This is a genomic window from Pantoea hericii (genome assembly GCF_014155795.1).
Taxonomy (GTDB): domain Bacteria; phylum Pseudomonadota; class Gammaproteobacteria; order Enterobacterales; family Enterobacteriaceae; genus Pantoea; species Pantoea eucalypti.
In genome coordinates this window covers 257,581-270,605 of record NZ_SCKV01000004.1, presented here as the reverse complement: position 1 = coordinate 270,605, position 13,025 = coordinate 257,581, and the positions used below count along the sequence as shown (strand labels likewise).

The window sequence follows — 13,025 nt, the reverse complement described above, 5'->3', positions numbered from 1 at the left end:
TTATTTACCCTATTTGCGCATCCTGGCGCGTTACGGCTGCTTAACTAAGGGGGCCAGTTCTTTTGCCATTAACGCAGAGATAAACGGCTGAGCATCAGGATTCGGATGAATACCATCCTGCTGCATCCATTCGGGTTTCAGATAGACCTGCTCCATAAAAAAGGGCACCAGAGGGATGGCATGCTGCTGTGCGAGCTCCGGATAGATGCCGCTGAACGCCTCGGTGTAGCGGCGGCCATAGTTGGCGGGCAGACGGATCTGCATCAGCAAGGGTTTCGCATTAGCGGCTTTGACATCGTCGATCACTTTACTCAGATTCTGTGCGATAGCGTCGGGCGGGAAACCGCGCAGACCATCGTTACCGCCCAGTTCGATTAACACCCATTGCGGCTTATGCTGTTTTAATAGCGCAGGCAGGCGCGCCAGTCCCTGGGCAGCAGTATCACCGCTGATGCTGGCGTTGACCACTTTCGGTTTCTGCTGCCACTGCTTATCAAGCAGGCTGGGCCAGGCCGCAGTGGCAGACATGCGATAGCCCGCACTCAGGCTGTCGCCCAGCACCATCAGGGTATCTGCAGCAGCAAGACGGGATACCAGCAGAAGAATCAATAACAGGAAGGGATAATGCCAGCGGAAAACATTGTTGAAGTTCATCATCTTACTAAGTCCGTCGGTCAGGGAGAGCATCAGTTAACCATCCTCACCGGAGTTGAGTTGGTTGTCAAACCAGCCGAGACCATTGCGCTGATTGGCGAGTCGGGTTCCGGCAAGTCTACCCTGCTGGGCATTCTGGCCGGGCTGGACGATGGCAGCAGCGGTGAAGTGCATCTGCTGGGTCAGCCGCTGCACCAGATGAATGAAGAGCAGCGTGCAGCACTGCGTGCCCGGCAGGTTGGTTTTGTGTTTCAGTCATTTATGCTGGTACCGACTCTGAATGCGCAGGAAAACGTTCAACTGCCATCACTGTTGCGCGGCGACAGCGATCGCCAGAGCCGCGAACAGGCGCGTGAACTGTTGACGCTACTCGGGCTGGGTGAGCGTCTGCATCATCTGCCCGCCCAGCTGTCCGGCGGCGAACAGCAGCGGGTCGCGCTGGCCCGCGCCTTCAGCGGTCGTCCGGGCCTGCTGTTTGCCGATGAGCCCACCGGCAATCTCGATCGTAAAACGGGTGACCGTATTGCCGACCTGCTGTTTTCTCTTAATCGCGACTTCGCCACCACGCTGATTCTGGTGACGCATGATGAACAGCTGGCGGCGCGTTGCGACCGTCGATTGCGGCTGCGTGACGGAAAATTGTGGGAGGAGCAATGATCTGGCGCTGGTTCTGGCGCGAGTGGCGCTCCCCCTCACTGCTGATCGTCTGGCTGGCTCTGACGCTGGCGGTAGCCTGTGTACTGGCGCTGGGCTCAATCAGCGATCGCATGGAAAAAGGGCTGAATCAGCAGAGTCGTGATTTTATGGCGGGTGACCGCACGCTGCGTAGCACTGAAGCTGCCCCGGAAGCCTGGCTGGAAAAAGCGAAGGAAAACGGCCTGACGGTCAGTTCTCAACTGACTTTCATGACCATGACCTTTGCCGGGCAGTCGCCACAACTCGCCTCAGTCAAAGCGGTCGATGATCGCTATCCGATGTTTGGCACCTTACAGACGCAACCTCCGGGGCTGAGACCGCAGGCAGGCACCGCGCTGGCAGCACCGCGCCTGATGGCGCTGCTCAATCTGAAAGTGGGCGATACGCTGGAAGTGGGAGACACCCAGCTGCGCATCAGCGGCGAGGTAATTCAGGAGCCGGATGGCGGCTTTAACCCGTTTGAGATGGCGCCACGTCTGCTGATTAACCTGGCAGATGCGGCGAAAACCGGTGCAATTCAGCCGGGCAGCCGCATCACCTGGCGCTATAAATTCTCTGGTAATCCTGACCAGCTGACCAGCTATGACCGCTGGATTGAGCCGCAGCTGAAGGCGGATCAGCGCTGGATCAGCGTTGAGAACACGGAAGATGCGCTGGGCCGTTCGATGCAGCGCGCGCAACAATTCCTGCTGCTCTCGGCCTTGCTGACGCTGATGCTGGCGATTGCAGCCGTGGCGGTCGCCATGAGTCACTACTGCCGCAGCCGCTACGATCTGGTGGCGGTGCTGAAAACCCTGGGTGCGACGCACGGCGCGTTGCAGCGCTTAATCATCGGTCAGTGGCTGGCGGTGCTGCTGCTGGCGGCGATTGCCGGTGGCCTGGTGGGGCAGGGTGTGGAAGCGATCCTGATGGCGATGCTGAAACCGGTATTGCCTGCCAGCTTACCGGCAGCCAGCGTCTGGCCATGGATCTGGACAGTGGGTTCATTGTTTGTAATTTCGCTGCTGGTGGGACTGCGTCCCTATCGTCTGCTGCTGGCAACCCAGCCGCTGCGGGTGCTGCGGCGCGATGCGGTGGCAAATCTCTGGCCGCTGAAGTTCTATATTCCGGTAATGATCGTGGTGGTCGTGACGCTGTTAGCGCTGCTGGTCGGCGGCAGTAAAATGCTCTGGGCGCTGCTGGCGGGTGTGGTGGTGCTGGCAGGATTACTGGCGTTACTCGGCTGGGGAACTCTGCTTCTATTGCGTCGGCTGGTGGTGCGCAATCTGGCATTGCGACTGGCGATCAACCGGCTGCTGCGCCAGCCCGGCATGACGCTGAGCCAGCTCGCCGCTTTTTCACTGTCGTTTATGCTGCTGGCGCTGCTGCTGGTAATGCGTGGCGATCTGCTGGATCGCTGGCAGCAGCAGTTACCGGCGGATAGCCCGAACTTCTTCCTGTTGAACATGACGGCCGATCAGGTGCCGCAGGTGCGTGACTTCCTGCAGTCGCATCAGATCGCGCCCGGGACCTTTTACCCGATTGCGCGAGTACGGCTTAGTGAACTCAATGGCAAACCGGCCGATCCGAAGCTGGATAACGCCCTGAACCGTGAGCTCAACCTGACGGAACTGGCCGATCGCCCGGATCACAATCCGCTGGTGGCAGGCAACTGGCCACCAAAAGCGGGTGAAGTGTCGATGGAAGTGGAACTGGCGGATCGGCTGGGGCTGAAGCTCGGCGATACCCTGACGTTCGACGGCGATACGCAGACGTTCAGCGCACGTATTACCAGCCTGCGTAAAGTGGACTGGGAAAGCCTGAAGCCGAACTTCTTCTTTATCTTCCCGCCGGGGGCGCTCGACAGCCAGCCGCAGACCTGGCTCACCAGCTTCCGCATGGAGGCGAATCCGGTTCTGCTGGCGCAGCTGAATCGTGCTTTTCCGGCGCTGAGTCTGCTGGATATCGGCAGCATCATGCAGCAGATCGGTCAGGTACTGACGCAGGTCAGCCGGGCGCTGGAGATCATGGTGGTACTGGTCACTGCCTGCGGTGTGTTACTGCTGCTGGCGCAGATTCAGGTCGGAATGCGGCAACGCAGGCAGGAGCTGGTGGTCTACCGCACGCTGGGTGCGGGCAAAAGACTGCTACGCACCACGCTGTGGTGTGAGTTTGCCCTGCTCGGCGTCGTCTCGGGCGTGGCGGCCGCGATGGGAGCAGAAGCGGCGCTATGGGGATTACAGACAAAGATTTTCGATTTCCCCTGGCAGCCTGACTGGACATTATGGCTGGCACTGCCGTTATGCGGCGCGTTGCTGTTATCGCTGTGCGGTGGCTGGCTTGGGATTCGGTTACTGAAAGGGAAGGCGTTGTTCAGGAAGTTTGATGCGGCATAAGGCAGGGCTGACTAAGGCGGCATGAGGCCGCCTTTAACCTTTATCCGGAACGCCCCAAGAACCCGCAAGCGGGTAACGGGAAACTACAGCTTTTCAACGGCCCAGGCGATGCCGCTGGCGTACTCTTCCGGGAGCAGGGGCACCAGCGCATTGAGTGCTGTTTTGAGCCGCCTTGCATCGCTGTCGGTCAGATTCAGATGACCCACTTTACGGCCCGGTCGCACCTCTTTGTCGTACCAGTGCAGATGCACCAGCGGCTGCTGCAGCCAGCTGAGATTCACATCGGTGCCGATCAGATTAACCATTACCGACGGCGCAAATACCATCGGCTGTGGCAATGCCAGACCAAGAATGGCGCGCAGATGCAGCTCAAACTGGCTGATCGACGCACCGTTCTGCGTCCAGTGACCACTGTTGTGCACGCGGGGCGCCAGCTCATTAATCAGCAGCCCATCAGGCGTAACGAAACACTCCATTGCCATTACGCCAACGTAATTCAGTGCCTGCATAATGGCGCTGAGCATCGATTCAGCCTGCTGCTGCTGAACCTGGTCTGCCTGCGGAAACGCTACACTGGTGCGCAGAATGCCATCCTGATGCAGGTTATGCGTCAGCGGATAGAATACAACGGTGCCATCGTGACCGCGTGCGCCCACCAGTGAGACTTCACCGGAAAAGTTGATGCCCTGCTCAACGATACATTCGCCGTAACACGCTTCGGGTAGCTGATGCGTCTCATCAGCACGCAGACGCCACTGACCTCGCCCGTCGTAACCGCCGGTGCGGCTTTTCACGATGGCCAGTTCGCCCAGCGAGTCAAACACTGCCGGCCATTCGCTTTTATCGGCCAGCAACTGCCATGGCGCGGTGGCAAGCCCCAGTTGGTCCAGCAGCTGTTTCTGCGTCAGACGATCGGCCAGACGCGGAAAAATATCACGGTTAACAAAGGCCGGATGGCTCGCCAGTTCGCGCGTCAGCGCGGTCTCCGGCCAGCGTTCGATTTCGGCGGTGATCACACTGTCAGCGATGGGCAGGGAAGCAGGATCCGCCTCCAGACCCACCGGATAGACCGCGATCCCCAACGGTTCACCTGCCTGACGCAGCATACGACCCAGCTGGCCGTTGCCCAGTACGCAAACCGGCTTCATGCATCCACCCGCGGATCAGGATGGTTCAGCACCTCATCGGTCTGACTCTGACGCCAGGTCGTCAGGCGTGACGCCAGCCCACTGTCATGCAGCGCCAGAATCTGTGCGGCCAGCAGCGCGGCATTGGCTGCGCCTGCTTTGCCAATCGCCAGCGTTCCGACCGGAATGCCGCGCGGCATCTGCACAATTGAATAGAGGCTATCCACGCCGCTTAGTGCAGCGCTCTGCACCGGTACACCCAGCACTGGCACCAGAGTTTTTGCCGCCAGCATACCTGGCAGATGTGCTGCGCCACCTGCGCCAGCAATAATCACCTGAAAACCGTTATCGGCTGCCGTTTCGGCAAAGCTGAACAGTTTATCCGGGGTACGGTGCGCAGAGACTACTTCAACATGAAAAGGGACGTCCAGGCTGGTGAGGATCTCAGCGGCGAACTGCATGGTGGCCCAGTCACTTCTGGAACCCATAACAATGGCGATGCGGGCCGGGGCGTTGGATGACATGCGGTCAACTCCTGTGAATAGACAAACAGACCTGGCCGGGCGGACAGGTTTTGAAGGGCACCGAGAATAGCATGAGAAGCACGCAAGGAAAACGGTTGCGTCCCGCTAACGTCCGCGAATTAACCGCAGATTAGAAGTCGAAATCGATGAGCTGAATGCCGCTGGCGTCGAGCTGAATCATGGAACCCCGGCTGTGCCAGGCACCCAGCACCGCGCGTTCCGCCGTTTCACCCTGCAGGTTCAGCGTATGAATGGCGGGGCGATGGGTATGACCGTGGATCAACAGCGGCACCTGCTGGCGCAGCATAGCGGCAGTGACCGCCTCCTGGTTTACATCCATGATGGTCTGGGATTTGTGCTGGTTTGCCTGTTTACTGTCGGCGCGCATCCGGGCCGCAATGCGTTTGCGGATCCTCAACGGCAGCGCCAGGAACAGTCGCTGGATCCACGGATTGTGCACTTTGGCACGAAAGCGCAGATAACCCGCATCGTCGGTGCAGAGCGTATCACCGTGCATGATGAGCAGCCGATGGCCGTAGAGCGTCAGCACCTGCTCTTCCGGCAGCAGCGTCATGCCGCTTGCGCGCGCAAAGCGTCGGCCAATCAGGAAATCCCGATTGCCATGGATGAAGAAGACCGGAACCGGGAGGGCGCGCAGGGCGCGGGCAATCTGCTGATGCAGAGGATTGGGATCGTCGTCACCAATCCAGGCTTCGAACAGATCGCCGAGAATATAGAGCGCGTCGCAGTGGGGCGCTTCGCGCTGTAAAAAATGCAGAAAACCGGCGGTAATCGCCGGTTCTTCCTGACACAGATGGAGATCTGCGATAAACAGCGTGCGCGACATTACTCGCTGACGGTCACTTTCTGGATAACGACGTCATCTTTTGGCACATCCTGATGCATGCCGCTGCGGCCAGTAGAGACTGCTTTGATTTTCTCGACCACATCCATGCCTTCAACCACTTCAGCGAACACGCAGTAGCCCCAGCCCTGAACGCTTTCGTCACGGAAGTTCAGGAAGTCGTTGTCAGCTACGTTGATGAAGAACTGTGCGGTGGCAGAGTGCGGCGCAGAAGTACGTGCCATTGCCAGCGTACCTTTGGTGTTTTTCAGACCGTTGTTCGCTTCGTTCTGAATTTCGGCTTTGGTTTCTTTCTGCTTCATGCCCGGCTCGAAGCCGCCGCCCTGAATCATAAAGCCGTTGATTACGCGGTGGAAAATGGTGTTGTCGTAAAAACCTTCACGGCAGTAATCCAGGAAGTTCTGTACGGTTGCCGGCGCTTTATCATCGAAAGTTTTGATTACGATATCGCCATGGTTCGTCTGGAAAGTTACCATTTTTGTCGTCCTGTAAAGGTTGTCATCAGTTGCTGAGGTCGCGGTGTCGATTGGCGTACCCCTTTTTGTCGACCGTTCTTATATCATAATTTCCAATGACGCGTCAGCAGCACGGCGCAGTTGGCTTGCTTTGCGTCGCGCGAGCGATAAAAATACGGCACAATGTCTGGATACTTAAAAGTGCCAACCACACGCGAAAACGGAACCGTTCAATGCTTAAGATTTATAACACCCTGAGTCGACAGAAAGAGGAATTCAAACCCATTCATGCCGGTAAAATCGGGATGTATGTTTGCGGCATCACGGTGTATGACCTCTGTCACATTGGTCATGGGCGGACGTTCGTGGCATTTGACGTCGTGGCGCGCTACCTGCGTTACCTCGGTTATCAGCTTAATTATGTCCGTAACATCACTGACATTGATGACAAAATCATCAAACGCGCCAACGAAAACGGCGAGAGTATCGAAACCCTGACCAATCGCATGATCGGCGAGATGCACAATGACTTCGCTGCGCTGGGGATCCTGCCGCCCGATGAGGAGCCGCGCGCGACCCGTCACATCGCTGAGATTATCGAGCTGGTGGAAAAGCTGATTGCTCGCGGTCACGCCTATGTAGCGGACAATGGCGACGTGATGTTCGATGTGCTCAGCGACACCGATTACGGCGCGCTGTCGCGTCAGGATCTGGAGCAACTGCAGGCGGGCGCACGCGTTGAAGTGGCCGATGTGAAGCGCAACCCGATGGATTTCGTGTTGTGGAAAATGTCCAAAGCGGATGAGCCAGCCTGGTCATCGCCGTGGGGCAACGGGCGTCCTGGCTGGCACATTGAGTGTTCTGCGATGAACTGCAAACAGCTGGGTACGCATTTTGATATCCACGGCGGCGGTTCAGACCTGATGTTCCCGCACCATGAAAACGAAATCGCTCAGTCGAGCTGCGCCCATGACGGCCCTTACGTCAATTACTGGATGCACTCCGGCATGGTGATGGTTGACCGCGAGAAGATGTCCAAATCACTCGGCAACTTCTTTACCGTGCGTGACGTGCTGCAACATTATGATGCGGAAACAGTGCGTTACTTCCTGATGTCCGGTCACTATCGCAGCCAGCTTAATTACGGCGAAGATAACCTGAATCAGGCGCGTGCGGCGCTGGAGCGTCTCTACACGGCGCTGCGCCACACCGACAGCAGCGTGCCTGCAAGCGGCGGCGACGCGTTTGAAGCGCGTTTCCGCAGCGCGATGGATGATGATTTCAACACCCCGGAAGCCTACTCGGTGCTGTTCGACATGGCGCGTGAAGTCAACCGTCTGAAAAGTGAAGATGGTGCTTCAGCACATGCGCTGGCGTCTAAACTGCGCGAAATGGCTAACGTGCTGGGTATCCTGCAGCAGGATCCTGAGCTGTTCCTGCAAAGCGGCGCGCAGGTGAATGACGAAGAAGTTGCCGAGATTGAGCATTGGGTGAAGGCTCGTGCCGATGCACGCGCTGCCAAAGCCTGGGCAGAAGCGGATATCGCGCGTGACAAACTTAACGCGCTGGGTGTCATCGTCGAAGATGGGCCACAAGGGTCCAGCTGGCGTCGAAAATAAACCGGAGAGGGCGAGCAATCGCCCTTTTTTATTATGGCGATTGAACAGATTCAGATCCGCGGCTTCCGCTCAATACGCAACCTGACGCTATCGCTTCAGCAGCTGAATGTGGTGAGCGGTCCCAACGGCTGCGGTAAATCCAACCTCTATAAAGCGGTGCGGTTGCTGCATGAGGCTGCCAGCGGTCGTCTGGCGCTGGCGCTGGCTGAAGAAGGCGGCATCCAGAAAGCGATGTGGGCCGGTGGTTTACGCCGGGGCGATCGCCGACACGATCCAAAGCGACTGGAGCTGGCGGTGGTGATGGATGATATGGATTACCAGCTGGAGATTGGTTTTCCCGGGCCACTGTCGACCAGCCTGTTCAATCTGGATCCGCTGTTGAAGCAGGAGCGGCTCTGGCTCAGCGGCCAGCGACGTCGTCCTTCTGCCTGCATCATGCAGCGCGAAAACCAGACCGCCTTTCTGCACAACGTTGAAGGTGAGCGCGTCGCCTATCCGGCAGTATTGCATCCGGAGGAGTCGCTGTTTGGTCAGCTTGGCGAACCCCATCTTTATCCGGAGCTTTCGCAACTGCGTGAACGTCTGCAGCAGTGGCGCTTCTACCACGAGTTCGCGGTCTGGCCCGGCTCACCGATTCGTGCGCCGCAGATTGGCGTGCGTGCGCCGGTGCTCGCTCACGATGGCCGCAATCTGGCGGCGGCCTGGGCGACCATCGTGGAGCGTGGTCATTCAGAACTGTTGTTTGAGGTTATGGCGCAGGCGTTTCCCGACTGCCAGTTTGACGTCGAGGTGCAGAACGGCCGTTTTCAGATGCTGATGTCCCGTCATGGCATTCTGCGTCCGCTGGAGAGCGCGGAGTTTTCTGATGGCACGCTGCGGTTTCTTTGTCTGGTTGTGGCGCTGCTCAGCCCGCGTCCACCCGCCTTTATGGCACTGAATGAACCGGAAAACAGTCTGCATGAGGATTTGTTGCCTGCGCTGGCGCGGTTAATCGCCGAAGCCAGCGAGTACAGTCAGCTCTGGATCACCAGCCATTCACCCCGACTTGCAACGCTGATTGCGCAGCATACGGCGGTGAATCATATTGCACTGGAGCAACGGGAAGGGGAGACGCGTGTGAAGGAGGATGAACCGCTCTAATAGCGTCCCCGCAGGGACGCTCCGGAATTACTCGACCACAGTGATGCGGAAACCGGCAAATTCCACGGTCTGACCGGCTACGATCTTGCAGCGCTTACGGGTTTCAACCGCGCCATTCACCTTCACTTCACCCTCGGCAATCACGACTTTCGCCTGTGCACCGCTCTGAACCCAGCCTTCCAGCTTTAACAGGTCACACAGATCGACATGCGGGAATTTACCCAGTGAAAAACTTGTCATTTAAAAAACCTCTTTATCATGAAACTCTTCGCACGCCTGCAGCGTGTTTTGAATCAATGTTGCTACTGTCATTGGACCCACACCGCCCGGCACCGGAGTAATGTAAGATGCGCGCGCTGATGCGCTGTCATAGTCAACGTCGCCTACGACTTTGCCGCTCTCCAGACGGTTAATGCCCACGTCGATAACTATGGCACCGGGTTTGATCCAGTCGCCCGGAATAAAGCCTGGCTTGCCCACAGCAACGACCAGCAGATCGGCGTGCTCAATGTGATGACGCAGATCTTTGGTAAAGCGATGGGTAACCGTTGTCGTACAGCCCGCGAGCAAGAGCTCCATGCTCATCGGACGACCAACGATGTTGGATGCCCCGACCACCACAGCGTTCAGGCCATAAGTGTCAATGTTGTAGCGCTCCAGCAGCGTGACGATACCGCGTGGCGTGCAGGGACGCAGGGTTGGTGCACGCTGACACAGGCGGCCGACGTTATAAGGGTGGAACCCATCGACATCTTTGTCAGGCGTAATCCGCTCCAGCACTTTCACGTTATCGATGCCCGCTGGCAGCGGCAGCTGTACCAGAATGCCATCGATTTCATCATCCTGATTGAGCTTATCGATCAGCTCCAGCAGCTCAGCCTCGCGGGTGGTGGCAGGCAGATCGTAAGAGCGGGAGTGGAAACCAACCTCTTCACAGGCGCGGCGTTTGCTGGCCACATAGATCTGCGAAGCCGGATTTTCACCCACCAGAACCACTGCCAGACCTGGGGCACGTTTTCCGGCCGCCAGACGCTGCTTCACTTTTTCCGCAACCTCAACGCGCACCTGCTGCGCAATCGTTTTACCGTCAATAATTTTTGCTGCCATCAGAGAGGAAATCCACTGTGTTGTGTTGAATCGGGGAAGGGCGCTATTTTGTCAGAAGCGTGGGCTGCTGTCAGTTACAGTTTCAGCCGTGTATGCGCTTTCCGATGTTTTCGTCGCGACGATGCCAGCCTGCATGCGTATGATATCTGCAGGACAATCCGGGGACGATGTAATGATTTGGATAATGCTTGCGACTCTGGCGGTGGTATTTGTTGCTGGATTTCAGCTGCTCACCGCGGGCTCACGCCACGCCGCCCAGCGGCTCAGCAAACGACTGCAGCTGCCACCGGTACAGGTGGAATCAATGATCTCTATGATGGGAAAAGAGGCCGCGAAAGAGTTTACCGACTATCTCAGCCACGATAATGAAACGCATCTGCATAATGGCGCAGCGGTACTGCTGATCTGGCAGGTGTTGATTGTTGATGGCAGCGAGGAGAACAGCCAGCGCTGGCATACGATTCTCAGTCGCGCCGGTTTTTCACCGCTTATCAGCCGCCAGCAGCTGCTACTCGCGCTGGGCTTTCTGCGCCAGCTGGAACCGGACAGTCAGGAACTGCACGCACTTCGTGAGCAATACAACGCGCGCTTCACATCACAAGGGATTGAGCTGGAAGGAGAATTGACCGGCAGCAGTAAACTCGTGTCGCTCAGCGAATGGCGCAGTCGTCACTGACGCCAATTGGTTATTCCCGCAGCACTTCGCTGCGGGGAAACGGCAAAAACGTTGACGTACCCGCTTCCCGACGTATAATCCGTGCCATCTCCATGCGCCCTTAGCTCAGTTGGATAGAGCACCGGCCTTCTAAGCCGTAGGTCACAGGTTCGAATCCTGTAGGGCGTACCAAATTCTCTCCTATTTTTTGCATACTGAGACTCTTTTTTCTCTATTGTCAGTTTGATACCTCAACATTTTACTCTTATTTATGTTCAAAAAACGAATTGCCCGCATTACTCGCATGGCTGTTTGGATAGGTTAGTATTTTTCTGTGCTTACGATCTGCTTATTGTGCATGCTGTTTTTTGCATATAGCATTTTAATATCATGCGCAATTGCATGGATATGATGTTCAGGCAGAGCCTTCTGAGGTGAGGAAACGTTGATACCAGTGCTGGCCAGGTAAGCAGGTTGGTTAGCATGTGTCTCGTTCACTGTGCTATATTTCGCACGTATCGCAACGTTATTCAGGATGAATCAGATGAACGAATTTGAGCAAGAACTCTATAATAACGGCTTCTCTGCTAAAGATATCGGTAAGCTCAAGAGCATCATTAAAAAAGACGAATCAAAAAAAGATACACTACAAAGCCTCGTTATTGATTTGAGTAAACGCTTCTGGGGCGGTGTCATTGCTCTTGTTATTTTGCTACTGATTGGACTGGATGGCATTTTCAATGCGGATGCTTCCAATGCCATTCCATATATTATTGTTCTGACGTTTGCATTTCTTGTGGTCTATTTTGTGACTCCTCTGAACCTCTCCTGGAAAGCTAACAGGTTTATCAGAAAAACCAGAGGTTAGTTTTGTGCAGGGCTATTTTGCATTTGGTATAGGTTCAAACCTACTCCAGCCCCCTTATAGGCTGCTCCAGCGCCTTTTAAGGCAAGTGCTGGTTTACTCATAACCTGAACCTTGCGGTAATAGTCTGTTGGCAGATATTTGTATAGCCGCCATGCTTCTGGCTTTAAAGTCAGTTTGAAAATGCCATAGTATGATGTTGTCAAATCAACTACCTGATAGGCTAACAAGCCGAGTCGCTTATCAAAACCAAAAAAATCTGCAACATCTTCATATTTATCTCTTATTGGGTTCGATGGGTGAGGCACACCGCTGAGTTTTCCTATGCTCTCAATCCCTGATCCCACTCCATTCATCACCAGGGTCGAACCCGCTACAACACCTAAAATATTACCTGTAGTGACAGAACCTACAATCAGACCGACACCAGCCACGATTTGCAAGCCACTTAACACCACGCCGATCCCATTGATGACATATCCAATGACCTTTTCATGGTCATGATAAAACTGCACGGAAGACGATACGACAGCTTCACCGGTCCTAAGCATTCTGTCCTGAATCTTGAGATGCTGACTTTCCTGCTTAAGATTCTGAATGCACTCCTGACACTGATCGTCAGAATTTGAAGTACGAATGGTATGGATCTGTAAACGAGCGAACTCGCGCACCTCATCCTGGAATTTCAGTTTTACAAGAGCATCCTTGAGGTGAAATTGAGAAAGTGAAGTAGCTATGTTAACTAAATGATTAGCTTCAAGATTTGCCATCGTCAGAAAGTAGTTTGAGAGTCTTTTTGTGTCCCAGTAGTTGTCCATAACAGTACCTCTGTAAAAACGTGGTCTCACTAAACGTGATTTTCAGATCCTAAAATAGCTGGAGTTGTATGGGATCACAAATTGAGGTGTGCAAGTTTTGCAATGCTGAGCAATTTATCGATGAT

14 protein-coding genes and 1 tRNA gene are annotated in these 13,025 nt (G+C 55.6%); 7 read left to right on the top strand and 8 right to left on the bottom strand.

What is annotated here, in order from left to right; translation table 11 throughout:
- Positions 1 to 30 precede the first annotated feature (30 nt).
- A complete protein-coding gene (gene tesA, locus H7K52_RS10870; RefSeq protein ID WP_181162210.1) occupies positions 31 to 657 on the bottom strand; it encodes a multifunctional acyl-CoA thioesterase I/protease I/lysophospholipase L1 in 627 nt (208 codons plus the stop codon).
- On the opposite strand from tesA, the gene ybbA reads away from it, so the two are divergent.
- On the top strand, positions 625 to 1,311 hold the full coding sequence (gene ybbA / locus H7K52_RS10865) for a putative ABC transporter ATP-binding protein YbbA (RefSeq protein ID WP_010259059.1): 687 nt from the start codon (positions 625 to 627) through the stop codon (positions 1,309 to 1,311). The two genes, tesA and ybbA, sit on opposite strands and share 33 nt — an antisense overlap.
- On the top strand, positions 1,308 to 3,725 hold the full coding sequence (gene ybbP, locus H7K52_RS10860; protein ID WP_182630038.1) for a putative ABC transporter permease subunit YbbP: 2,418 nt from the start codon (positions 1,308 to 1,310) through the stop codon (positions 3,723 to 3,725). Before ybbA ends, ybbP begins: the two co-directional genes overlap by 4 nt.
- Positions 3,726 to 3,808: 83 nt before the next feature.
- On the opposite strand, the gene purK is transcribed toward ybbP, so the two are convergent.
- The 4 genes from purK to ppiB form a co-directional block, all read right to left on the bottom strand.
- Positions 3,809 to 4,873: a 5-(carboxyamino)imidazole ribonucleotide synthase gene (gene purK, locus H7K52_RS10855; RefSeq protein WP_182630037.1), complete on the bottom strand. Its 1,065-nt coding sequence runs from the start codon at positions 4,871 to 4,873 to the stop codon at positions 3,809 to 3,811.
- The gene (purE, locus tag H7K52_RS10850) at positions 4,870 to 5,376 is read right to left on the bottom strand and encodes a 5-(carboxyamino)imidazole ribonucleotide mutase (RefSeq protein WP_003849444.1); all 507 of its coding nucleotides are present in this window, start codon (positions 5,374 to 5,376) and stop codon (positions 4,870 to 4,872) included. The genes purK and purE overlap by 4 nt, the downstream gene beginning before the upstream one ends.
- A 130-nt stretch (positions 5,377 to 5,506) precedes the next feature.
- The gene (gene lpxH / locus H7K52_RS10845) at positions 5,507 to 6,223 is read right to left on the bottom strand and encodes a UDP-2,3-diacylglucosamine diphosphatase (RefSeq protein WP_003849446.1); all 717 of its coding nucleotides are present in this window, start codon (positions 6,221 to 6,223) and stop codon (positions 5,507 to 5,509) included.
- A complete protein-coding gene (gene ppiB, locus H7K52_RS10840; RefSeq protein ID WP_003849447.1) occupies positions 6,223 to 6,717 on the bottom strand; it encodes a peptidylprolyl isomerase B in 495 nt (164 codons plus the stop codon). Before ppiB ends, lpxH begins: the two co-directional genes overlap by 1 nt.
- 212 nt (positions 6,718 to 6,929) lie before the next feature.
- Here ppiB and cysS point away from each other — a divergent pair, with 212 nt between their 5' ends.
- Both cysS and H7K52_RS10830 read left to right on the top strand, forming a co-directional pair.
- Entirely contained in the window at positions 6,930 to 8,315 is a 1,386-nt protein-coding gene (gene cysS / locus H7K52_RS10835; protein WP_008924928.1) for a cysteine--tRNA ligase, read from the top strand.
- Between the two features lie 33 nt (positions 8,316 to 8,348).
- On the top strand, positions 8,349 to 9,455 hold the full coding sequence (locus tag H7K52_RS10830; RefSeq protein ID WP_182630036.1) for an AAA family ATPase: 1,107 nt from the start codon (positions 8,349 to 8,351) through the stop codon (positions 9,453 to 9,455).
- Between the two features lie 27 nt (positions 9,456 to 9,482).
- Here the strand turns inward: H7K52_RS10830 and ybcJ are convergent, their stop codons facing one another.
- Both ybcJ and folD read right to left on the bottom strand, forming a co-directional pair.
- Positions 9,483 to 9,695, bottom strand: a complete 213-nt coding sequence (gene ybcJ / locus H7K52_RS10825; RefSeq protein ID WP_003849455.1) for a ribosome-associated protein YbcJ — start codon at positions 9,693 to 9,695, stop codon at positions 9,483 to 9,485.
- On the bottom strand, positions 9,696 to 10,562 hold the full coding sequence (gene folD, locus H7K52_RS10820; RefSeq protein WP_003849457.1) for a bifunctional methylenetetrahydrofolate dehydrogenase/methenyltetrahydrofolate cyclohydrolase FolD: 867 nt from the start codon (positions 10,560 to 10,562) through the stop codon (positions 9,696 to 9,698).
- Between the two features lie 172 nt (positions 10,563 to 10,734).
- On the opposite strand from folD, the gene H7K52_RS10815 reads away from it, so the two are divergent.
- The 3 genes from H7K52_RS10815 (at position 10,735) to H7K52_RS10805 (ending at position 12,085) form a co-directional block, all read left to right on the top strand.
- On the top strand, positions 10,735 to 11,238 hold the full coding sequence (locus H7K52_RS10815) for a DUF1198 family protein (RefSeq protein WP_008924930.1): 504 nt from the start codon (positions 10,735 to 10,737) through the stop codon (positions 11,236 to 11,238).
- A 94-nt stretch (positions 11,239 to 11,332) separates the two neighbouring features.
- Positions 11,333 to 11,409 (top strand) — tRNA-Arg (locus tag H7K52_RS10810).
- A gap of 352 nt (positions 11,410 to 11,761) precedes the next feature.
- Positions 11,762 to 12,085 (top strand): hypothetical protein, encoded by a 324-nt coding sequence (locus tag H7K52_RS10805; protein WP_008924965.1) that lies wholly within the window; start codon positions 11,762 to 11,764, stop codon positions 12,083 to 12,085.
- On the opposite strand, the gene H7K52_RS10800 is transcribed toward H7K52_RS10805, so the two are convergent.
- Positions 12,082 to 12,900 carry a DUF4225 domain-containing protein gene (locus H7K52_RS10800; protein ID WP_008924966.1) on the bottom strand — a complete coding sequence of 273 codons (819 nt, stop codon included), beginning with the start codon at positions 12,898 to 12,900 and terminating at the stop codon, positions 12,082 to 12,084. The two genes, H7K52_RS10805 and H7K52_RS10800, sit on opposite strands and share 4 nt — an antisense overlap.
- Positions 12,901 to 13,025 lie beyond the last annotated feature (125 nt).